This is a genomic window from Paenibacillus sp. FSL E2-0178 (assembly GCF_038593005.1).
GTDB lineage: Bacteria > Bacillota > Bacilli > Paenibacillales > Paenibacillaceae > Paenibacillus_AQ > Paenibacillus_AQ phytohabitans.
Genome location: NZ_CP151953.1, coordinates 282,309 through 307,805, shown reverse-complemented (window position 1 = coordinate 307,805; position 25,497 = coordinate 282,309). Strand labels below are relative to the sequence as shown.

3 protein-coding genes are annotated in these 25,497 nt (G+C 56.9%); all 3 read right to left on the bottom strand.

Going from position 1 to position 25,497, the window contains the following annotated elements; all coding sequences use genetic code 11:
* Genes MHI42_RS01315 through MHI42_RS01305 form a run of 3 tightly spaced genes read right to left on the bottom strand, consistent with a single transcriptional unit; the run spans position 1 to position 25,451 of the window.
* Entirely contained in the window at positions 1 to 9,246 is a 9,246-nt protein-coding gene (locus MHI42_RS01315) for an SDR family NAD(P)-dependent oxidoreductase (RefSeq protein WP_342422457.1), read from the bottom strand.
* On the bottom strand, positions 9,247 to 13,062 hold the full coding sequence (locus tag MHI42_RS01310) for a beta-ketoacyl synthase N-terminal-like domain-containing protein (protein WP_342422456.1): 3,816 nt from the start codon (positions 13,060 to 13,062) through the stop codon (positions 9,247 to 9,249).
* A complete protein-coding gene (locus MHI42_RS01305; RefSeq protein ID WP_342422455.1) occupies positions 13,059 to 25,451 on the bottom strand; it encodes an SDR family NAD(P)-dependent oxidoreductase in 12,393 nt (4,130 codons plus the stop codon). Before MHI42_RS01305 ends, MHI42_RS01310 begins: the two co-directional genes overlap by 4 nt.
* Between the last annotated feature and the right edge of the window lie 46 nt (positions 25,452 to 25,497).

Genomic DNA, 25,497 nt, shown 5'->3' with positions numbered 1-25,497 from the left:
TCAGACGGTTGCGGGTACTCCCGGCCGTTCTGCGTCTAAGACTGGGGCTTCTGTGAGCTTCAGGGTCAGCTCTTCCATGGTCATCAGAACCCGCGCTTGCGGATCAAGGATCGAGATGTCAACTGCTGTCAGCCCGTCACTCATCGTCCGCCACCGGGCGAGTATCTGAACATCCCGGGTCAGCGGACCGAGCACCGTACATCTCAGCAGCTTGCGGTATTCAACCCGGTCAGCCTGTGCAGCCAGCCGCACAAGGCAACCCAGCAGTTCTTCAACAGCCGAATAGTGAAGCAGCGCCCGGTTCTGCGCGGAGTCCAGAGTTTCCTTAAGGCGAACGCTGATTGCCGCCTGATGTGCGCCGGTCCGCAGCTCATGAATAGTCTCAATATGCTGAAAGGCGGTGGTATTAGGCTCAGGCCACGCAGCGGGCGAGCCCAGTTCAGCCATACGGATTGGCGTTACTGCGGCTGCAGGTCTGTAAGGAGCTGCTGTGACTTTACCCTGGGCACAAATAACATAGTCACCTTGCTCGTTGTCATAGCCTGTCTCACATTCAATGTGCGCTCCAGCTTCATACAGGGAGGTCATAAGGCTGTCCGCCGCCCCAGGCTGCGGCTGCACTCCCCAAATCACATCCTCAATCACATGGCAGGGGGACTCCAGTGACAGCTCTGCGGTGATGCGGAACAGCTCGATAAAGGCTGTATTCGCCAGTCCGCTGTTCCTATCAGACGCCTGAAGGACCGTCTCGTACCGCTGCTTGCTGAAGCTGGACAGGTTGCGGTCCACCAGCGGATGGAGCTTGCGTTCTTCCCCGCCCTTTGCGGAAGCCGGCGATTCGGTCCGGGTGATCCAGTAACGCTCTCTTTCAAAAGCATAGGTCGGCAGCGGTATAATCCGCACCTCCTGACCCGAATGCAGCTTCGGCCACTCAACCTCGGCCCCCTGCACCCATTCAGCTGCCACTTCTGCAGCAACTCCGGCCGTGAGCACTGCCCCTTTCGTCCGCTTGGATACCTTGCCGGAATAGATGTCTTCCAGGTTCTCACCGGCCAGATAGCTGTCCAGCTTCGCCTGTAGTTCCGTGATGCAGGTACAGGCAAAGGCCAGGCGGCAGGTCATTTCTTCCCGTCCGGTCTGTAAGGTGTATGCGGCATCCGCAAGCGCGGTATCCGGATTGCCTTCCAGGAATGAGCGCAGCTTCACAGCCATTTGCTTCAGGGAATACGGTGTCTTGGCTGACAGCACGATGACCTGAGCATCGCTGCTGTGTCCATTGCCGGAACCAGGCTGTGCCGAAGGCACACCCGCCTGGACTTCAGCGGTGTATTCCTCAATAAGCACATAGGCATTGGTTCCACCGGCCCCGAAGGAACTGACACCGGCCCGCCTTACGGCTGAGCCGTCCGGTCCGGCAACCGTCCAAGGTGCCTGCTCATGCTGTACTCGGAAATAAGAATTGGCAAAATCAATATTGGCATTGGTCTGCTCCGCATGGATGGAAGGGGCAAGTTGCCGGTGTTTCATCTGCAGAAGCACCTTCGTAATGGAGGCAATGCCTGCTGCCGCTTCCAGGTGGCCGATATTGGATTTGACCGAACCGATGGCGCAGGACTGCTTGGGCGGATTCGCTTCAGCAAATACCTGATTGAGCGCATTAATCTCGATGGGATCTCCCAGCTTGGTCCCTGTACCGTGCGCCTCGACATAAGAGAGGCTGCTTGCATCCACTCCCGCCTGCTTCAGCGCCTTGGAGATCAGGCTGACCTGGGCATTCGGATTCGGAACGGTATAACCGCTGACCTTGCCGCCATGGTTGATTCCGGTCGCCTTAATCACGCCATAGATATGGTCTTTATCCTTAATCGCTTCGCTCAGAGGCTTTAAGAGAACGGCCCCCACCCCTTCGCCGGGGACAAAGCCGTCAGCGGCATCGCCGAAGCTGTGGCATTTCCCCGTCGGAGACAGCATCTTGGTCTGGCACATCAGCACATATTTATAAGGATGCAGATATAAGTTCACTCCGCCCGCTACCGCAAGGCGGCATTCTTTGTTCTTCAGGCTCTCGCACGCCGCATGAATGGCCGCAAGTGACGACGAGCAGGCGGTGTCTATCGCCAGACTGGGACCGCTGAAGTTGAACATATAGGAAATCCGGTTGGCGATGGACCATGGCGACACGTTCGGCATGGCCGAAAGATTGCCCCTTTCCCATTCCTCCGGTCCCCACAGCTGGTACGAATAGGTGGTCGCTCCGGCAAAAACGCCGATATTCGCGCCATGCTCCTCCCCGTCCCGCTGCAGCTTCTTCTTGGTATAGCCCGCATCCTCCAGAGCCGACCAGACCGTCTCGGCAAACATCCGTTCCTGCGGGTCCATGATCACTGCTTCCCGCGGCGCAATATTAAAGAATGCCGGATCGAATTTGTCCACATCATCGAGGAACCCGCCCCACTTGCTGTACATTTTGCCTTCCTGCACCTTCTCGAAGCTTCCGCCCAGATATTTCTTATAATCCCAACGGTCTGCGGGAATCTCGCGGATACAGTCTCTTCCGCCAGCGATATTATCCCAGAATTCGTAAATATCTCCGGCCAGCGGATATTTCCCGCTTAGACCGATAATTGCGATCTCCTCGCTCTTCCCGGCCGCCGCATGGGCTGTACCCCTTTGCCCGCCTTGTCCCGCGAAGGAGGTCAGTTCTTTCCATACCAGCGGCTGGGCGGCAGAGATTACCGGCTGGCCAGCCAAATCAGCGGTTGAAGAAGAAACAGCCTGCTCCGGGAGCTCCCGGCCTGAACCGTGAGAGCGGAACAGCTTGTTCAAAGCACCGGTGTAGCGGCTGACCATATGTGCAGCGAGGCTCTTAAGGGTCTGGTATTCAAACAGCAGGGTCTTGGAAATCTCGCCGAGATCCTCTTCCAGCTTGCCGTTGAAATAGCCGACCATCACCGATTCAATGCCGTATTCCTCAAATTCGGCGGTAATATCAATCTCTTCCGGCTGAAGCTTAAGCAGTCCGCTGAACAGCTCCGTCAGATAGTGCAGCGTCCGGTCCAGCAAGTCAGTGCCAGAGAGGCTGCTATCTTCAAGCTCCTCCGGGTGAATCTCCGCTTCCACCGGATTAACACGGTTAATCCGTTCCAGCAGCCTGCTTACGCGCTCCGGCTGACCGTATCCGACAATCAGCGGATTGATATTGCCCTGCTGGAGCAAGTATTCAAAAGCTGCGATGCCCTGCTGCACAGGGAGCGGCGTCAGGCCGGTCTGCAGCTCCAGCATTCTCCGCTGTTCCGTGGTCAGCTGCATGCCGTCCGCTTCCCACAGCGGCCAGGCCACGGAGAAGGTGCGCCCGGACCGGGCACCTGCTTCAGCCAGCCGTTCATGGTAGACCGCGAATTCATTCATGAAGCTGTTCGCATAGGCGTAATCCGCCTGCCCGGGATTGCCTGTCTCTCCTGTAATGGAGGAGAACAGCAGGATGAAATCCAGCTTCTCCTCCTGCGCAGCCTGATCCAGATTCAGTGTGCTGAGGATCTTGGAGGAGATGACCTGGTCAAAGTCTGCCTGGTCTTTGTTCAGAATAAAAGCATCCCGGTGAATCCCCGCACAGTGCAGAATGCCGTCAATCCGGCCGTATTTCTGCTTCACATAGCCGACAAGCTCCCCTGCTTCCTGCCCGTCTGCGGCGTCCGAAACGAGGTATTCGGCAGAACCCCCGTGCGCCCGGAGCGCCGCGAGCTTCTCCTCCTTCTCCCGGTCCAGCGGCGAACGGCCGGTCAGGACAAGCTGCGCCTGCGCCGTTTCGGCCAAATAAGCGGCGAACACGCGCCCCAGCCCGCCAAGCCCACCTGTAATGATGTACACACCGTTTGCTCTGACGGTCACCGGAGTGCCGGGCTTTGCTTCACTTCCGGCTTGAACGAGCCGCTTGACGAACCGGCCCGCGCTGCTGTATTGAACCTCTTGCTCCCCAGGGTCCAGCAGCAGCTCTTGTTCCAGAATGGAATGAAGCTCCTCCTGCGGCAGCGAAGCTGCCAGGGAGACGGTCTTGAAGTTGTAATTCGGGCTCTCCAGATGCAGCGTCTTGATGAATCCGCCCATTGAGGCATCCAGCAGACTGCCAGCATCCCCTGTCTCCCTGAAGGCATACAGCAGCCGGATGCCGGCCGCAGCCTTACTCTCCATCAGCGCCTGGGTCAGGAACAGCAGCGGGTATACGCTGTGATTCATCTTGTCGCGCGGCTTCATTGCAGCCGAAGCTGCCAAATATATAATCTGCGTCAGGCTTACACGCCGCGCCTGTAGAGATTCCAGCAGCGTATGAATATGCTGCTTGTCGTCAAAGCGCAAGCTGTAGAGATTGTCACCAAGCTGGGCATATTGCTCCCCGGCGGTGACGAAGATCAGCCTTGCGCCCGCTGCGAAGCTGCGCTTGAAGTGCGGCAGCTCCTGTATATCATCCAGGAACAGCACCACATCACCGGTCAGATTTCCGGCCGTCTCCTGCGGACTTGGGGTCCACGCGGTGGTGTAATACTGGACGGTTTCCCGTTCCTGTACCTCCTGTGCCTGAAGAGCGGCAAGACGAACGCCTTGCATTATCCAGATCACTGTCCCATCTCCGGTTAATACAGCCAGTGTGTATTCATCCCCGGCAATGTGCTCGGCACGAATCACGAATTGCTGCAGCGGCTTGTGCCGGAATGACATTTGGCGGATGGAATGCAGCACCGCCGGATGCTGCGGCTGCTCCAGCGCAGCGAGGGCCAGCAGAGTGTGGCAGGCTGAATCCACGGCCTCTGCGGAGAGGGAATCCGCTGCCGGAGCTTCCCCCAGATCAACAAAGGCCAGCAAGCTGTTCTTGTCTTGCCGCAAGCCGGTGACATGCTTCAGTCCGGACTCAATGCCATAGAGTAAGCGTAGTGCCTGCCGGGCCTGCTTCAGAACCGGCTCCCCTTGTCCTGCTTCCGGGATATCCTTCATTGCATAGACTGCATCTACGGTCTGGTTAGCCTCTTCAACTGCCTCACATTGAAAGACAACGTGCTCACCGACCCGGATCTCGGCCGCTCCGGTTCCCCTGTTCGGGAAAATGTGAATGTCCAGTGCCGGCGGAAGCTGCTGCCGGTCTATCAGACCCGACCATGCCATATTCTCCAGCAGCAGCCCTTCCTGCTTGTAACCGGCCAGCTCCAGTGCTTCCCGCGCAAACGCCAGCAGCCCGAAGCCGTTCATGTATTCTTGTCCCTGCCAGGTGTAGGGCTCATAGAAGCTGCTGATCACCGCAGACCGGGAAGAGAAACGGTAGCCGTCGATGGTGGACAGATTATGCTCGACCAGCTCTCCCATACCAGCAGTCTCCGGGACCAGAGCCGGGACGCGGATTTCCCGCCGCTTCACCTCGCTGACCCAATAACGGTTCCGGGCAAAGGGGTAAGTCGGCAGCGGAACTCTTGTACAGCTGTCTGATTCATACAGCTTCCGCCAGTCCACATCCAATCCCAGGGACCAGAGCTGGGCTATTTTACCGGTATTGCCGCCGTCCAGCAGCAGGTCTACATAAGAGATTCCCGCCTGACCCGCATTGAACAGCTCGATATAATCCTTGAAGCCTTTGACATTGCCACGGTATACCTTGCCGCCCGGTAATCGGCCCTGATTGAATTCGTCCAGCAGCGCTTTGAGCTCGGAGACCGAACCGGCAATGATCGCCAGCCTCTCTGCAAAAGACTCCCGTCCCACCTGCAGCGTATAGGCAATGTCCTTAAGACTGGCCGCTTCCGCTTCAGGCAACTCCAGATACTGTGCCAGCTTCAGCGCGTAAGCCTTCAGCCGGTCCTCTGCTCTGGCGGATAAGACAATGATGTGCGGCTCACCGCTGCCTTTGCTGTCTTGACTGCTGCTCTGCGGGGCCGGGATATATTCCTCCAGAATAATATGCGCGTTGGCTCCGCCTGCCCCAAAGGAGCTGACCCCTGCCCGGCGCGGATATTCCTTCTGAACTCCGCCTTCCGGCAGCGATACACGATCCCACGGACCCGCCTGCCGCTGCACATAAAAAGGCGTTTCCTCAAAGTTAATGTGGCCGTTCAGCTCCTCGGAATGAAGCGAGGGAACAAGCACGCCGTACTTCATTTGCAGCAGCACCTTGGTGATGGCCGCGATCCCGGCTGCAGATTCGCAGTGTCCGATGTTGGACTTCACTGAGCCGATGGCACAAAACTGCTTGTCGCCTGTCCCATCCTTGAAGGCCTTGACCAGTCCGCTGACCTCAATCGGATCACCGAGCGAGGTTCCTGTGCCATGGGCTTCAATATAATTGACCGTACGCGGATGAATTCCAGCAGCCTGCAAGGTCTCCTGGATCACCGCACCCTGCATGGTCGGATTCGGCACGGTATAGCCTGTGGTTTTGCCGCCATGGTTGATGGAGCTGGCTTTGATTACGGCGTAGATATGATCGCCATCCTGTACTGCCCGGTCCACCGTTTTCAGTAGAACAGCGCCAACGCCTTCCCCGGGAACATATCCGTCTCCGCCTTCACCGAAGCTTCTGCACCGCCCATCACTGGCCGCGAACTTCTGCTGGCTTAGGAATATGTATTTATCGGGATGAATGGAGACATTCACGCCCCCAGCGATGGCAAAATCGCTCTCGCCCCTGCGGATGCTGTCACAGGCAAGATGGATCGAAGTGAGCGACGAGGAACACATCGTATCCAGTGCGATACTCGGTCCATTCAGGTTGAGATGATAGGACACCCGGTTGGCAATCGACGCATAGACGGAGGATAAGGCGATTTTATTGCCGTCAATCTCGGCATCCAGGAGCTGATACTGGCCATACATCACACCGGCAAAAACACCGACCTTGCGGCTGCCCAGCGTATCACGTGTATATCCGGCATCCTCAATGGCACTGTAGGCGCACTCCAGGAACAGCCGCTCCTGCGGGTCCATAATCTCCGCTTCCCGGGGCGATATATTGAAGAACAAAGCGTCAAAGCGGTCCACATCGTCAAGGAATCCGCCCCATTTGCAGTACATTTTGCCGAGCTGATTCTTATCGGTAGTGTAATATTCGTCAATGCTCCAGCGGTCTGCGGGAATCTCGGTAATGCAGTCCTGCGCCTGAAGCAGGTTATTCCAGAAGGCCTGCAGATCCGGGGACATCGGGAATTTTCCGCTGACGCCGACGATCGCAATATCCTCATTCACCCGGCTGCGGTCCCGCTGCCTGGCAGCTTGCCCGGCGTTTGCGGAAGGCTGAATCCGCTTAGGCGGAATAGGCGTTTTGCCTGGGAGCTGCGGACGCACATCTGAACGAAGTCCTTGCGGCGGCACGGCAGCCTTCTTGGCGGCAGGAGGCTCAATCAGACCGGCGAGTACCTCCCTGTGCTGCTCAGTGAAATATTCGCTCAATTCCCGCAGCGTCTGGTATTCGAACAACAGCGTTTTGGAAAGCTCGCCGAAGCTGGCCTCCAGCTCCTCGTTGATGCTCATCGCCATAATGGAATCAAAGCCGATCTTCTCGAACGAATCATCCAGGCCTAGCGCATGCGGCGGGATTTTGGTGACTTTGATGAAAATACTCTTCAAATATTGCTCCGCGCCTTGCTTCAGCGCCTCCGTATCTATAGATATAGCGGGTGATGCTTCAGGCAATAATACAGCTCCGCTACCGGCAACCGCTGTGTCAGCCCTTGACTTGTCCCCCTGCTGCGGATAATTGATTGCCTCTACCGCTTGCTCTATCCGTGCAGCATCGCCATAGAGTACTAAGGCATTCTCCGCCATATGGCAGCTGAGCTTATCGAAGGCATCCAGTCCCTCGGCCGTAGGCAGGACCGATATCCCAAGGTTCCTCCGCATAATGTCCAGGCTGTCCGCTGTCGTCATCATCCCGCCCTCCTGCCACAGCGGCCAGTTGACGGAGAGGATGTTTACACCGGCAGAGGCTCTTTTTTCATTGGCAAAATGGTCCATGAAGCTGTTGGCGTAAGCATAATCGCATTGCCCCACATTGCCGGTCACGGCGGAGATGGAGGAGAACAGCAGCATGAACTCCAGCGGCTCTTGCCCAAATGCCTCATACAGGTTCTGCGTACCGGCAACTTTCGCGGTCAGCACCCGTTCAAGCTCTTCCCGCTCCTTATGCAGGATGAAGGAATCGCTGGTCATTCCGGCACAGTGCAGGATGCCATAAAGCCGGGGGAAGCTGGCTTTGAATTCGGAGAACAGCGCCTGGGTATCGGCTGGACTTGCCACGTCAGCACAGACATACCTCACCTGATTACCGTTTCTGTGCAGCGCCTGCAGCTTCTCTTCCAGCGCACGGTTCAGCGGCGTTCTTCCGGTTAGAATAAGGCTGGCTGAACAGGTATCTGCCAAATGGCGGGCCAGCGTGTAGCCGAGCGCACCCAGACCGCCTGTGATGAGGTAGACCGGATGAGCTGCGGGACTTTGCTGCCGTACAGGGAGGTGATCTGCCGGAGCAGTATACCGTTCAAGAACCGGCACATACCGCCGGGAACCCCGGTAATGAATTTCCCGGTGGCCGTTCTGCATGGAGCCAAGCTCCAGCAGCAGCTGCTCCAGCAGTTGCGGGTCAAAAGCTTCGCGGCCCAGATCGGTGGATACCGTCTTGTACAACAGGCCGGGGTTCTCGATCATGACACTTTTCACAAAACCGTCCAGTGCAGCATGCACCGCGTGATTCTCCGCTTGTTTATATTGGAACAGGATATTAACCTTTGCGCGTTTTTTGAAGGACAGAAGGGCTTTGGTCAGCGCAAACATTGAATATACGCCGCTCTCCATGGCAGCATCCGCCTCTCCATCGGCCACTTCCTCCTGGGACAGGAGATGAAGAATGCTGCCGGGAAAACGTCCCTGCCGCTCCAGGCCGGACAGCAGCCGTGTATAATCCTCCTGATCCTGCAAAGGAAGCCTGTCCTGACCTGTTTCCGCCCCGGTGCCTGCTTCATCCGCCGTCACAAACGTAAGCGACTGGAACAAGGAGGCAAACTGGCCGCGCAGCTTAGGCTCAAGCCCCCTATCGGCTGCCAGAACGAGCACATGTCCGAGAGTATCCCCTTTAAGGTCTGTAAGCGGCTGTTCCGCCAAAGTCTTGGTGAAGGTTAGGAGCACTTGCTTATCCGAGCGCTTAAGCGCCTCAATCTGCCGGAGGCCTTCCTCCTTGGAGATGGCTCCGCTGGCGATCCTTTCAATAATTGATCTCACTTAGATTCCCCCCAGCATTCTCTCAACTTCATCTACCCCGGCTTCTCCGTTCAGCAGCTTGGTCAGCATCTCATCCAGCAGCGCAGTCCCGGCCGAAGCGCCCGTATCTGCTTCCGCCGCCTTGGTGTTCTGCGCCGCAGAGGTCAAATCTCTTCCCGAAAGACAGGAGAAACGCACTACCGGCAGACCTGAGCTGTCAAGCAGCAGCAAATCGAACTGCATGCCCTGCTCCTTCGCAGAAGCAGGAGCAGCAGGCGCAACCAGACAATAGCTTACAGGGGTCAACGGTCTGTAGACCTCTACAGTCTGCAGGGCAAACGGGACAAAGGTTCCATTCTGCCGCTGGCCGCTGAGCACCGAATACAATGCTGTCTGCATCGCTCCGTCAGCAAATCCGGGATGAAGGATATATTCCTGAAGCGGCATTTGCGTGTGTACCGGCAGTGTCAGCTTGGACAAGGTGCCGTGATCCCCGGTATATACCGCTTCAATGGTCCGCAGATTCGGGCCGTATTTCATTCCGTGAGCCGAGAACAGTTCATAACAGTCTTCGCGGTAAAGGGTGCGGCTGGCTGTTTGGAGGATGTGCGGAATATCCACAGCATCCGCATCCGCGGCTTCGGCTTCACCGTCCGTATAATTCACCGTACAGGTGCAGTGCAGTACTCTTTGTCCGTTCCCGTTCAGGGAATAGATGCTGGCTCCGATCCCGTCTTCCTGGGCAACCAGCCCCACAAAGATGTCCTGGACATCCTTGTCTGCCGGCAGCTCCAGCGTTCTGCGCCATTTCACATCGGTAACCGACTGCACCTTCCACTCCCGGCTGGAGAGCGCCCCTGCCCGCCAGGCCATTTCGAGATAGACCACTCCCGGCAGCACCATCCGGCCTTGGACCACATGATCGCGCAGGTAGGCATCGGCTGCACTTAAGCTTTTTTTGTAGCATTGCTCCTCAAATACAGATTCATTGGAATCGATGACCGCCGCCAGGGCTGCGGGTTTGCTGCTGTATACTGCTGCAGCGGCTTCCGTAGAGTTATACCAGTAGCGTGTCCGGTCGAACGGATAAGTCGGTAAAGAGATTCTGCCCGGCTTGCTCTGTGCATACAGCAGCTGCCAGTTGAAGCTCACCCCGCTAACCCACAATCTGCAGAGCTGGCTCAGCTTGCCGGACTGCACCAGGGACAGCAGGAAGGCTTCCCCTTCCTCACTTTCCGTGAATACATCGCGGATCTCGCTGCCGGAGCTGATATTTCCCGCATAGACCTCGGAGACTTTGCGGCTGCCGGCCAGAAACTGGCTCAGCTTCTCCCTCAGCTCCTGCGTACCAGATACCACGATCGCCAGTCTTTCTTCCATGGGTTCCCGGCCAACCTGAAGCGTATAGATCAGCTCTTCCAGACGAAAATCATAGGTGGCCGTTCGGTTCGTATCTATTGAGCTTTCCACATCTTCCGTTGATTCTGCCGTTCCCGCTCCAAGTCCATGTCTGGCCGCAATGGCTGCTGAACCCAGCTGCTCCAGCAGATGACCGGCAATGCCTTCAATCGTGGCACTGCCCGTCAGGAGGCCCATAGGCAGCCGGACCGGATAGGCTTCATAAAGAGCGTCCGCAGCAGCCATCAGCTCTTCTTTTGACAGGCCGTATTCCTCAATGGCCTCCTGGGCGCTGATGTATGCAGGCAGGAGGGCCGATTGCAGGAAGCAGGCGGTGATATCGGCGATCACATATTTTCTAAGTGCAGTGCTGCTGATCTCTTCCGGCGCATTTCCCTGCCACACCGTGTGCAGATCAATGTAATCAAGGACATGCTTGGCATAAGCGTTCAGCCGGTCCTTGTTTTTGGCGGATAAAATAAAGATGTACGGCCCGCAGCCGCGGTCAATGTGCGTTGCGGACAAGACACTTTCCGGCTTCCCCATGTATTCCTCCAGGATGACATGCACGTTCGTGCCGCCTGCGCCGAATGAGCTTACCGCCGCATAACGCGGGCATTCCCTGGACACGCCTCCCTCTTCAATAACGGCAGGCTTCCACTCTTCCAGGCGGCGCTGAACATAGAAAGGGGTCTCCGCAAAGTTAATATTCGGATTCAGCACCTCGGAATGGAGCGAGGGTACAAGCTGCCTATGCTTCATTTGCAGCAGCACCTTAATGATGGAGACCACCCCGGCCGCCGATTCCAGATGACCGACATTGCTTTTGACCGAGCCGATCGCGCAGTACTGGTTATCTGCCGTCCGGGTCCTGAAGGCTTTGGTCAAGCCGCTGATCTCTATCGGATCACCGAGCGCGGTTCCCGTTCCATGTGCCTCCATATAGCTGATATGCCGTGGATGGACGCCCGATTTACGCAGCGCCTCCGCGATAATATTCGACTGCGCATTCGGATTGGGAACGGTGTAGCCGTTCGTCTTGCCGCCATGGTTAATCGAGGTTCCCCGGATCACCCCATAGATGTTGTCTCCGTCCTCCATTGCTTTGGCGAGCGGCTTCAGCAGCAGTGCACCCACCCCTTCGCCGGGCACATACCCGTCTCCGCCGCTGCCGAAGGCGCGGCATTTGCCTTCACTCGAGGCGAACCGCTGATTGCAGAGGAACAGATACTTATCCGGGTGAATGGTGACATTCACTCCCCCCGCGATCGCAATCTCGCTGTCTCCCCGGTAAATGCTCTCGCAGGCGAGATGCAGCGCGGTAAGCGACGAGGAACACATCGTATCCAGCGCAATGCTGGGCCCGTTCCAATTAAAGAAATAGGACACCCGGTTGGCGATGGAGGCATACGACGAGCTGAGTGTCAGAGTATTTCCCTTGGCGGTCTCCTCCGCTCCGTACAATTGGTAGTGGCCGTACATGACGCCGACGAACACACCTGTCTTACTGTTCCACAGGGATTGCCGGGTATAGCCGCCATCCTCAATAGCGCTGTGTGCACTCTCGAGGAATAGGCGCTCCTGCGGGTCTAGCTGCTCCGCATCCCTTGGCGTCAGCTGAAAAAACAGCGGATCAAAGCAGTTATATTCGTCGATAAAACCGCCCCACTTGCTGTACACTTTGCCTTTCTTGCCTTTCTCCGGATCGTAGAATCGGCTGTGATCCCACCGCTGCGGCGGAATCTCGGAAATGCAGTCTACACCGTTCTTCAGATTATTCCAGAATTCATCCAGATTGCGGGCACCCGGAAAAGCGCCGCTGATGCCAATGATCGCAATCCCCTCGTCCTTTGCCGGATGAGCCTGCTCCTCTGCCTGGTCCCGGCTCTTACCGGGCGTCACGAAGGATCTGTATTTCTTCGAAGGTTCATCAGTCTTCTTCTGGACCGGTGCAAGGTCTGCCGCCGGTACGGCGGGCTTAGCCGTCTGGTAATTCTCGCGGGTCTGCCGGTAGCCGGCCTGCCCTTCCAACAGCTCCCGCTGATTCTGTACAAAATACCCGGCAAGCTCAGCCAAGTTACCATATTCGAACATCAGCGTCTTCGGAAGATTAGGAAAATCCTTGTCCAGCAGCGAGTTGATCTCCATAATCGCCACCGAATCCACCCCGTACTCCTCCAGGCTCTGCCCCGCATTGATCCGGTCTGTCTCCAGACCGATGACCTGCGAGAGCAGCCCCTTCAAATACTGGACAGCATAGTCATGCAGCCCTTGACCTCCCTGTGCGTCTGCATTTGATCCGGTTGTCCGCTTGGTGTCTGCTGGCACTGCGGGCTGGCTTTTCAGCTGCCGGATCAGCATATAGCCCTGCTCGGGGTCTATCTCTCCCCGCTTGATCTGCTCCAGAATTCTGCCCATTTCCAGGTTTGCGTCACTCATCGTAGGCCCCCCATCCACTGTTCCACTTCCGCTTCGCTCATCTCTCCGGCCTGCAGCCGGGTCAGCAGGTCAACAATGGCCTCCTTGTCCTCTAGCGGAACTTCTTGCACCGGTGTGTTTTTTTCCAGCTTGAACGCATGATCAATCTTGGGCTTGTTCCCTGCAGCAACTATGATATTGCCGCTGCCCGCCTGGCAGATGGCTTCAAAAGCCCGGATGCCCGTATCCTCATCCATCATGCTCATGCCCAGGTAGCTGGAATAGAACGCCGACTCACTCTCGGGAATTTCAAATCCCCCGTCCTTCCACAGCGGCCAATTGACCGAAATCGTCCGGCCCTTGCGCTTCCCTTGTGACACTGATTCATTTCTAAGCTGTGCATAACGGTCCATGAAGCTGTTGGCCATGGCATAATAACCAACGCCCAGATCACCCAACTCCACCGAAATGGAGGAAAAGAGGATCAGAAAACCGAGATCAAAATCCGTACTGAACAGGTCCAGGTGGATCAAGCCTTTTACCTTGGAATTCATGATCTCCCGGCCTGCCGCGCGGTCCGTTTCCGTTACTGGTACTGATCCGCCCTGGCCTGCACAATGGATGATACCGTCAAGCACGCCGAACTCGTTCTTGATGCTGCCCATGATCTTCTTCACATCCCCGGCGCTTGCGATATCGCCCTGAAGATAACGGCCCTCTCCTCCAAGCCGCCCCAGCTCCGCCATGAAGACATCCGTCCGCTCACTTGCCGGCTGTCTGCCGGTGCAAATAACGGTGGCCCGGTAAGTGCGGGCAAGATATCTGGCAAAAATCATGCCCAGCGCGCCTGTACCGCCCGGAATCAGATACACACCGTTCTCTTTAAAAGTCACGGGGGATGCAGCAGCCGGCTTCCTGCCGCCATGCTCCAGCGGTCTGATCTTCCGCACCTGCCGCTGTCCTCCGGTATAACGGATATCCGCATGACCTGTGTTCTCTGAAGAAAACAGCTCTTGATAAAGTCTTTCCTGGAAGCCCGCACCGCTGATTGTATGGTCATCCGCCGATACGCTGGCAATCTGGAACTTATGGTGCAGCGTTACAATCGACTTCGCGAAGCTGGCAAGCAGTTCATGAGGAGCCGAGAAGGCTCCCTGGTCTGTCCGGTAGATGAACAGCAGCTTCAGCGGCTGCTGTCCGTATACCTGGACGAAGGCTTTGAACAGTGAGACGACGGAAAATACGCCGTTCTCCAGCATCTGTGTCAGCACAGGCTGGATCATGTCATCACTTAGCGCAGTCAGCGGCAGCGGCGCTGCCGTTCCTGCCCACTGATGCAGGACATGGGTGGCGTCAAAGCCGCTCTCCCGCAGCTCCTGCAGCAGTCTCACATAATCCGCTTCCCTCTGCGGGTTAATCGCTATATGATTTCCCTGACGTGGCCGGTATTCCGTATGTGGTGTAATCCAGACGCAGCCGTCTGCTCCGCTTGGCAACATATGGAGCGGAGGATAAGTGGCATCCTTATCACCGTTGCCCCCGCCGCCAGCCGGTTCGCCAAAGATTAGAACATTCCGCCGCTCTGCGCCCATTACCGGGACAAGCGCCTCATTCTCATAGACCGGAGTATAGTAGAATATCTCCTCCTCCGGGCGACGGCCTTCCGGCTTCCCGGCAAACGGCCGGACGATGAAATCCTCGATTCTGACCACTTCATGGCCGTCCAGGTCGAGAATGGCAATATCAAAAATGTTCAGTCCCTGGTTGTTCTCTCCCGGTTGCTCCTTCACCCGGGTGTATACATAGCAGTCGGCAGGAATCGGTGCGAATATCCCGATGTTCCCCATCGAGAAAGGAATGTGCGTGGCTCTGCCTGCTTCATCCCTGCCTGCGGCCACCGAGCGTACCGCCCCGTCGAATAACGCCGGGTGAAGTACAAATTCAGGCAATGCGGCTCTGTAGGCCTCGTTCAGGGACAAGCGGGCCAGCGTCTCTTCCTTTCCGCTTAGCACCTCTTCTGTCACCTGGAAGGAAGGACCGTAATCGAAGCCAATTCCTTTGAATACATGCTTGTAGCATTCGTATTTATCCTTGCGGCCCGGGCAGCGGCCCTTGATTCCATCCAGGTCTAGGCTCCGGCTTCTCCGGGATGCAGGCACCTCAGCGAATTCCAGAACGCCTCTGGAATGAACAACCTTGCCGCTCCGGGCATTACTGAAGATTTCATAATGCACAGCCTCCCCTTCAGGCTCCAGAACGATATCCAGGTCCATGGAATCCTCTGTCATCACCACCGGCTTCAGCCAGACAATGTCCCGGACCGCGCTGACCGTGGCTTCGGCGGCGATTTCACCTGCAGCTCTGGCCATCTCAATGTAAGCGACACCGGGCAGCAGCATCTGCTCCGCAACGATATGATCCCGCAGGTAGAACTGCTCGACAGAGAGCCGCTTGCGGAACCGCTGCTCGCGCAGTGTGGAGATATTGACATCCACCAATGGATGCAGCGGGTGCAGGGCGAGCAGCCCTTCAGGCATTAGCCCGTTCCCTGCTTGTCCGTTCGCTGCTGTTACAGCTGTTCCCGTGCTGCTTCCCGTGTTCTCCAGCCAATATCGTTCTCTGGCAAAAGGATACAGCGGCAGGGAAACCTTCTGCGGCTTATAGCCTGCAAAGAGCAGACTCCAGTCAATCGGCGTGCCGAGGACCCATAGCTTCGCGATCCGTTCCAGCTGATTCCTGCGGGCCAGCGCGGCGATATAAGCAATGTCCTCGGGGTCATTTCCGAGAATGGCGGCTCCGTTCGTTAGCGCCGCCGCCGAATTGCCTTGGTGTACCCCTTCGTGGACAATACCTGCCGCAATAGCTTGCAGGGCTGACTTCAGTTCATCCATTGTCGAGGCGGCAAAGGCCAGTCGTTCCTCCATTTCCTCCCGGCCTGTGCTCAGCGTGTAGGCGATATTTGCCAGTGTGTATTCTCCCGGAAGCGGTGCTTCCAGGAAACGGTGCAGCTCATGAATCTTCTCCATGAGACGTTCCCGGTTCTTGGCGGACAATACGATCAGCGTGCTTCCGGCGATTTCTGCAGCAGCCTGTGCCGGTACGTATTCTTCGGCAATCAGGTGCACGTTCGCTCCGCCTGCCCCGAAGGAGCTGATGCCGGCTCTGCGTATCTCTCCGCTGCCCGGAGCTTGCTCCCAGCGGTCCAGGCTGCGCTGCACATAGAATGGCGTATCCTCAAAATGGATGCCGCTGTTCAGTTCCTCCGTATGAATCGACGGTGCGAGCATCCGGTGCTTCATCTGCAGCATAACCTTGGCTACTGAGGCAATCCCGGCGGCAGATTCCAGGTGTCCGATATTCGATTTGACCGAGCTGATCGAGCAGAACTGCTTCTCGTCCGTGTACTGGCCGAAGGCCTTGGACAGTCCGGCAATTTCAATCGGGTCGCCCAGGGAGGTCCCGGTGCCATGCGCTTCGAGACTGGTGATTGTTCTGGGATGCACGCCCGACTTGCGGAGGGCCTCGGCAATAGCCGCAGCCTGGGCACCCGGATTCGGCACGGTGTAGCCGCTGGTTTTGCCGCCGGAATTCACTGCCGTTCCCTTGATGACACCGTAGATATGATCTCCGTCTTCTATGGCCTTGCTGAGCGGCTTGAGCAGAACTGCGCCCACGCCTTCACTGGCTACATAACCGTCTCCGCCTTCGCCGAAGGCCCGGCATTTGCCTTCGCTCGAGGCGAAACGCTGGCTGCACAGGAACACGTATTTGTTGCGGTGGATCGTCACATTGACGCCTCCGGCAAGCGCAGCCTCGCTCTCACCGCTGCGGATACTCTCGCAGGCCAGATGAATCGCGGTCAGCGAGGAGGAGCACATGGTATCAACCGCCATGCTCGGCCCCTGGAAGTTGAACAAGTACGACACCCTGTTGGCGATGGACGCGAAGGACGAGTTAGGCGCAACCAGATTGCCTGAGGCGTAGCCTTCCGTGCCGATAAGCTGATAATGGCCATACATGACGCCGACAAAAACTCCGACCTTAGAACGGGCGAGCTTCTCCCTGGTGTATCCGGCATCCTCGACGGTGTGGTAGGCGCATTCCAGAAACAACCGTTCCTGCGGGTCCGTCAACTGGGCATCCCGCGGTGTCATTTGGAAGAATAACGGATCGAATTTGTCCACATCGTCGATAAAACCGCCGTATTTGGTGTAAATTTTCCCCTTCTTGCCCTTCTCCGCATCGTAGTCCCGCGTGTAATCCCAGCGGTCAGCGGGAATTTCGGTAATGCAGTCCCGGCCGTCCCTCAGGTTATCCCACAGCTCGGAGATATTGCCCGCCATCGGGAATCTGCCATCCATGCCGATGACCGCGATATCCATACCGCCATTGTTCACCGCGTTTCTTACCGGCGGTACTGCCTCCCCTGCCTTCGGCAGGAAGCGTCCGCCCTGCGGTGCTGTATAGGCCGCAGCCTGCGGGTCTAACGACAATTGTACCGGCGTCTTCAACGCCTCCGGGTTCTGCAGCTGCTCAAGCTTCAATAGGGAAGCAAGCTGGGCTCCGTAATGCCCGGTGAAGTAACCGGCAAGCGATTCTACCGTGTTATATTCGTAAAATAATGTGGTCCGCAGTCCGCTGAAATCGCGCTGGAGCGACTCATTCAGCTCCAGAATCATGATCGAATCCAGACCAAAGGCATCCAGCGGCGAAGCCTGGCCGATCCGGTCCCTAGAGATGCCCAGAGTCTTGGCAAGCAGGCTGACAAGATAAGCCTGCGTCCGTACCAGCAGGTCCCCGCTGTCAACGCTGCTGCTTGCTGACTGCGCCGCTGTGGCCGCCTGACCAGCTTGACCAGTTTGACCTGCTCCGCTTATACCGAGAGCACGTGCGATTTTGTGCGGATCGCCGTAGCCGACGAAGACCTGCACGGCTTCCTCTTTCAGCACAGCCTCCAGAATATTCAGCCCTGCTCTGCTGTCAAGCAGGTGCATGCCATAATAATCGGCCAGCACCTGCTGCTGGACTGCAGCAACCTGATATCTTCCATCCTGCCAGAGCGGCCAGTTGATGGATACGGTCTTGCCCTGCCGCTGATGCTGTGCGGCAAGACGGTCACGATAGACGGCAAAGCGGTCCAAGAAGCTATTGGCAGCCGCATAGCTGCCCGCTCCCATATCCCCGATCTGTGCAGAGGTGGACGAGAACAGGATGAACAAATCCAGCGCTTCATCCTTGCTGGCCAGATCCAGATTCAGGGTCCCGCTGACTTTGGGGCCGAGAATACGGGCAAAGCCGGCTTTGCTGCTCTCCGCTGCCTTCACCGTCTCGCCGATTCCGGCACAATGAAGGATGCCGTTAATCCCGCCGAAGCGAGCTTTGGCTTGTCCGATTAACCGGACTGCGCTATCCATGTCGGCAACATCTGCCTGAAGGTAGACCGCTTCTGCGCCAAGTCCCGCCAAATGCTCCAGCTTCACCTGAATGGCCGCATCCACCGGCTGCCTTCCGGCCAGCACCAGCCTGGCTTGAACCGTAGCGGCCAATTCAGCTGCCACCAGCATGCCGAGTGCTCCGGTGCCGCCGGTAATAATATAGACACCGCCTCTGATGAACCTGGATTCTCCGGCCTGGTGAAGCATGGGCTGCGGAAGGAGCTTCCGCAGATAACGTGCTCCGCCGTCGTATCTGATTTCTGTCCCGCCGGCAAGCTGCGGCGGCAGTAATTCTTGGACCAACCGATCTGCGGCTTCTGCCGGGGCCTCTGCATTTAGCTGAACAAGACTCAATTGGAACAACGGATGATCGGCAGAGATTGAATGGGCCAATCCGGCAGCCATTTCATTCAGCGGCGTCAGCACATGTTCTGCACTGTCATAGGCATATAAGCATCTGATTCTGGACTTCGGCTTCGATGCTGCCGCCGCCTGCAAGAGATGCAGCAGTGAATACAGCCCTTGATCCATTTGCGCCTCCAGAAATTCAGCCAGCCCTTCTTGCAGACTTCCCTTATCTTCCAGCGCAGCCCCAGCCCCGGCACCGCCATTCACATTCCAGCCATGCACAATATGCTGTAGCTCCACGCCCTGAGTGTTCAAAGCTTCCAGTAACCGGAGGTAATCCGCTGCCTGTCCCGGGTTGATCACATACTCTGTGCTGCTCAGCCGGGCATATTCGGCCCCTGCCTGAACCTGAATGCAGCGGTCTGGCGCCAAGCCTTGCTGCGTAGCCTGCTCACGGATAGAAACGGCCAAAGCCGCTGAGCCGAACACTATAATAGAGGACAGCGCAGCGGATTCCTGCGGCAGACCAGCCTCTATCCATTCCGACGCATACAGCGATAAACCGGCAGCTTGCACGGGTGCGGCTCCTTTGGCTGATGCGTACTGCTTAATCGAGAAACCGAACAGCCGCACAACCTCTTGGCCTTCCATGTCGGTAATCCGGATATCATACTTCCGCGTTCCCTCATCATCCGTGCCGGTTGCCCCCTCTGCAGGCTTCGCATAGGCGTAGCACTGCCGGGGAACCTCACCGACCAGCTCCATACGGTCCAGGGCGAACGGCACCCGGAGCGTCAAGTCCTCATCGCTGCGTCTTCCTGCCCATGAGAGCGACCGCACCGCACCGTCGATGATCGACGGATGCAGCACATAGTCGGCGTAATCCGCCTCAAGATGCTGTGGCAGAGAAATTTCGGACAAGCCTTCCTGTACAGAGCAGTAAGCAGTCTTCGTCACCCGGAAAGCAGGGCCATAATCGAAGCCGACGCCCTTGAAGATATGGTCATAACACTGTGCATGATCGAAGGTGGATGTACTTCTCTCCTTGATCTTCGCAATCTCCAGCGTTTGGGCGGAAGCCGGTGTCTCCTGCAAAATAATCCCCGAGGAGTGCATAACGCGCTGATCCCCGGCTTCACTGAACACCCGGTATTCCAGCTCTCCTGATTCAACAAGCCGGAAAGAGGTGTAAATTACCTTCCGGTCTTCCTCCAGCTCCACGGCCTTAATCCATCTGACATCCTTCAGCCCCGTTACCGGGGTGATTCCCGCCAAAGCGGCAGCGGCTCTTACCATCTCCAGATAGGCTACACCAGGCAACAGAACCTTGCCGCCGACCACGTGATCCTTCACAAAAAACTGATCCAGCCGCAGCACCGTTCGGAATTTCTCCTCTTCCATAGTGGAGACATTGCTGTCAACCATCGGATGGAGTACGGTGGCAGCCGTTTCTGCGGACGACAGCTTGGGAGCGATACGGCGTGTATTTTTACGGACCCAGCAGATTTCTCTGGCAAAAGGATACACCGGCAGCGGAATGCGTCTGCCCTTCCGGTTCACATACAGGCGGCTCCAGTCCACCGCCTCTCCGGAGGTCCATTGTTCCGCCAGCTCCGAAAGCTCCAGGGCTGTAAACGGCTGCGCCGGTATTTGATTCCCCGCTTTGACAGTTAGCGAAGTCGTTGCCGCAGGCTGTGCGGATACCTGACCGTAGCACACTGCATATACTTGTTCCTGCCCGGCGAGGCAGCTGCGCAGAATGTTCACCAGCTCCTCCTTGCCGGAGGCGGCAAAAGCCATCCGCTCCGCCATTTCCTCTCTTCCTGTCTGCAGCGTGAAGGCGATGTTATGCAGTGTAAGCTCTTCCTTATCACCATGAAGCGTCAGGTAGCTGAGAAGCTGTTGCATTTTTTGCTGAAGCTGGGGCTTGGTCTTGGCAGACAGGATAATCACGTTCCCCTGCCCCGACTCCCCGGATTGCCCGGAACCGGAACCAGAACCGGAAGAATCGCTGGCGGCTGCAGGCGTATAATCCTCCAATACCACATGGGCGTTCACTCCGCCGAAGCCGAAGGAGCTGACCCCTGCCCGTCTTGGCACACCTTCAAGCGCTGTCCATTCCTGCGTCTTCTCCACGATATAAAAAGGTGAATGCTCAAGCTCGATATACGGATTCAGCTGGTTAAAGTGAACGTTGCCCGGTAAGGTCTTATGCTTCATCGCCAGCACAACCTTCAGGACTCCGGCAATACCTGCGGCGGCCTCCAGGTGGCCGATATTAGTCTTAACCGCACCTAGTCCGCAATACTGCTCCCGGCTCACCAGGATTCCGTGTCTGTGATACAGCTCCTTAAAAGCACTTTTCAGCGCATTGATCTCCACCGGGTCTCCCAGGCTGGTACCGGTGCCATGCGCTTCGATATAACCGATAGTATCCGGGGAAATACCGGCTTTATCATAGGCTTCCACCAGCACCTCAGCCTGCGCCTTCGGATTCGGCACCGTCAGCGAGCTGACCTTGCCGCCATGGTTGATCGCCGTTCCTTTGATAACCGCATAAATATAATCCCCGTCTGCTTCGGCCTGGCTTAACGGCTTCAGAAGAACGGCTCCTGTACCTTCTCCGCGCACATAGCCGTTAGCGCTTTGATCGAAGGTTTTGCAGCGTCCGTCCGGTGACAGCATGCCTGCCCGGCTGAAGGAGATGTGCAGGGTTGGAGCGGCAATCACGTTCACACCGCCGGCAATCGCCTGTTCGCAGTCGCCGTTCTGAATACTCTCCACCGCCCGGTGCACGGCCACCAGGGAACTGGAGCAGGCTGTATCAATCGGCTCGCTTGGGCCGCGGAAATTGAGCAGGTAAGAAATCCGGTTGGCGAGTACGCAGTGAGAGCTGCCTGTGGAAGAATAAGCCTCTATCTCGATATCGTTGTCCTGCAGAAGAGTGCTGTAATCATTCGTAGAGACCCCAACGAACAGCCCCACCTTCTTGCCTGACAGCGCCGAAGCCTTATATCCGGCATCCTCAAGGGTAGACCACACGGTTTCCAGGAATATCCGCTGCTGCGGGTCCATCAGATCGGCTTCACGCGGGTTAATGCCGAAGAAGCCCGGGTCAAACTTGTCGATGTCCTTCATGAAGCCGCCCCAGCCGGAGATCGGCTTGTCCGGGCCGCGGCCCTTCAGCCGGTTCAGTTCCTGAATATCCCAGCGGTCGCCGGGAATCTCCGAGATCAGATCCTTCTGCTGCCGCAGCTGCTCCCAGAATATCTCCAGATCCCTCGACTCAGGCATAGCTCCACTGATCCCGATAATGGCAACCGGTTCGCGTTTGACGGCTCCGGCTGGCTCCGGCTGAGGCACCTTCCACCCTTGTCTGGCCTTCGTACCGGAGGTCCCCGCCTTAACCGGCCCATAATCAACAGAGGCTACAGCTGCCTGCGCGGCTCCTTGACTGAAATATTCAACCAATTCGTCCGGATAGCTCTCTGCCAGATGGGCAGATAATGCACGGACCGTCGGATATTCAAAAAAGACCGCCGGTGTCATCCGCACCTGGAACGTATCATTGACCGCACCCGCCGCATCCGTGAACGTAATGGAACTCATTCCGTATTCGCCCAAATCCTGATCGGGATGGATCACAGCTTCATCCAGCTTCATCAAGCGGCTGATGACTCCGGTGATGGCTTGCTGTGTCTGTTCCAGTAAGTCGGCTGCCAGATTCACCGGGTGACCGGCTCCTTCTCCGGTTATAGCTGTACCGGAAACCGCAGCTTCCAGGCCCAGAATGCTGCTGATTTTCTTGCGATTTGCCTGAAGCGGCAATATTTGTGATACATTCCCGTTCAGGATTGCCTCGAAATAGCCCAGTCCTGCCGCAGTCTCCAGCGGTTTCAGACCCACGGTATTCCGGAAGAACAAGAGAGTCTGTTCCTCTACCTGCATCCCCCCTTCTTTCCAGAGCGGCCAATTGATGGAGATGGACTTTCCGTATCTGTGACCCGATCGCACCAAGGCATGTCGGGACAGCATATATTCGTCCATAAAAGCATTGGCATACGCGTAATCGCTCTGCCCGGTATTTCCCGTCACTGCAGCTATTGAGGAGAATGCCGCTATGAAATCCAGCTTATCCTCCTGCGTTGCCTGGTCGAGATAGATCAGCCCCTGGACCTTTGCCTCAAGCACTTCGCCGGCCTGCTCCGCATCCTTCACCTGGATAAGTGCATCGCGGGTGACTCCCGCCGCATGAATGATGCCATGCAGGCTGCCGAACCGGCTCCTTGCTTCGGCAACAGCCGCTGCTGCTGCCTGTTCCTGCGAAATATCCGCCTGCACGTACAGCACTTCTGCCCCGAGCTTCTGCAGACGGGCGATTTGCTGTTCCTGCCCCGGCTGAAGTGCTGATCGGCCGATCAGCACAAGCCTGGCCTGAACCTGCCCGGCAAGATGCTCCGCCACAATCAGCCCCAGCTTGCCCAGTCCGCCAGTAATGAGGTACACGCCCTGAGGACGGAGGATATCCTGCACGCTTTCCTTCTCAGGCAGTGCAATCTCCTTCAGTGCATGAACATACCTTCTGTCCTGCTGGTACAGCACTTCATCGTCAGCCGATTGGACCTCGGCGGCAACCATCCGGTATATCTCCTCCGTGCTGGCTTGTCCGGTGAACAGCGTGCTGAAATGCAGTTTGGAATGCTCCAGCCTGAGTGTTTTGTTGAATCCTCTCAGTGCTCCAAGCTCCGGTGGTACAGCCTCTTTCTCCCCGCCCCGGCATAACTGGATCACCCGGGTATGCCGGTTTTCCTGGCCAGCCATCAGCGACTGGGCCAGATACAGCTGGTGCAGATAAGCTCCGGCGGCAGCTGCCCCGGCAGAAGCAGCAGCGACCTCCGGCTGTTCATACACGATGGTCTCCAGCGTACAGCCTCTGTTCTTCAATTCACGAATCAAGCGGGTATAATCGGCCGGCTGCTCCGGGTTAATCCGGTAATGCGTTTCTCCGTCCTGATGGTACTCTGCACCGGCTTCCACAATAATTAACTGGCCCTGACCGGCCTTGCTTTTGGCCTTGGCAAATTCCTTATATAGCTCAGACTGCCCGGTAAATAAGAGCACATCACCTTGAATATTTCCTTGTGGCGGAAGAGCCGTACCGTTTTCCTTCCACTCGTAGGCAAAGCTCATCTCCTCCGTGCTCTGCTGTCTTCCCTGATGGAAGACCTTCAGTACAAAGCGGGTGAACTTCAACAGGACCCGGCCCTGCCCGTCGGCCAGCACGACATCGAACTCCTGGTCACCGCCGCTATTGGCGGACTCCAGCTTTTTCACATAGGATACACAGCTCGCCGGCAGGCTCCCGAAGATTTCCAGCTTGTCAAAAGAATACGGCAGTGCCACCGCATCCTCCAGTTCTTCCTGAGAGCTGACCAGCCCGATGACCGCTTCCAGTACTCCGTCAACCACGGTGGGATGCAGCGTATATTCCTTGAAGCCTTCGCGCAAATGTGCAGGCAGTTCGATGAAAGCTAACGCTTCTGTCTCCCCGGCAAACATTTCGGTTATCGACTGAAAGGACGGGCCGAGCAGCAACTGATGTTGTCTGAACTTGTCATAGATTTGGGTTCCGCTGACGCGCGTCTTCCCTTGGCTTAGCGCGGTAATATCCAAGGTGTCCAGCAGATTACCAGACGGTTCTTCCGCTGTGTAACTGATACTGCCCTGGCTATGAACGACCGTATTTCCTTCGGACAGGCTTGTAATCTCATAATCTAGTTCAGCTTCCGCTTCCCCCGGATACAGGCGCACCTGCACAGTCTTAGCGGCTTCGCCGTCTTCCAGTTGAATCGGGTAAGCCCAGACAACATCGGTTATCCCGCGGACCGTTGTACCCGGCAGGGAAGCGGCCGCAGCGGACAAGGCCATCTCCAGCTGGACCACACCCGGAAGCAGCTTATGGCCGGATACGATATGATCGTTCAGGTAGAACTCTGTGCCGGTCAGCTTTTTCGCAAAACACTGCTCATGCACCGTAGACTGGTTGCTATCCAGTACCGGGCCTATCGCTTGTACCGCAGCGCCTCCTGTTGCGGCTAAAGGCGCTGCCGTGTTCAGCTCCAGCCAATACTTGTGTTTCTGAAACGGATAGGTAGGCAGCGGTGTTTTGTTATATTGGCGATCGCAGTACATGACGTTCCAGCTGCAAATGCAGCTTTCCATATACAGTCCTGCGGCCTCATCCAGCGCTTGCCGGGAGACTGGAGCCCCGTTTGTTTTTTTCACCATAATCCCGTCCAGCCTTCGCTGATCCTCACGCCCGTTCTGGCTTCGCCGCAGCACGCGGGAGGCACTGCCAGTATCTGCAGCAAGCGCCTCCAGGGTGCGCAGCAGCTCCGTTTCCAGCTCCTGCAGATCGCCGGCAATCACGGCCGCCCGCTCGGGAAAGTGGCTTCTGCCGACGGATAACGTGTAGGCGATATTTCCGACATCCGTACTGGCGTCCGCCTCTTCCTTGATCCACTCTTTTAGATCCGCAAGTCTCCGAATCAGGCCCTCCCGGGTCTTGGCTGAAAAGAGAAACAGATAAAAAGGGCGTTCGCCGCTATGTATGCCATTATTGCTCATCTGTTTAGCCTCCACTTCTCTTCCTAATGAATGTATGAATTTCGGC

Bases quoted from the DNA above. Each gene is read 5' to 3' on its own strand.
- MHI42_RS01310 (WP_342422456.1), bottom strand. From the start codon at position 13,062: ATGAGTGACGCAAACCTGGAAATGGGCAGAATTCTGGAGCAGATCAAG.
- MHI42_RS01305 (WP_342422455.1), bottom strand. From the start codon at position 25,451: ATGAGCAATAATGGCATACATAGCGGCGAACGCCCTTTTTATCTGTTT.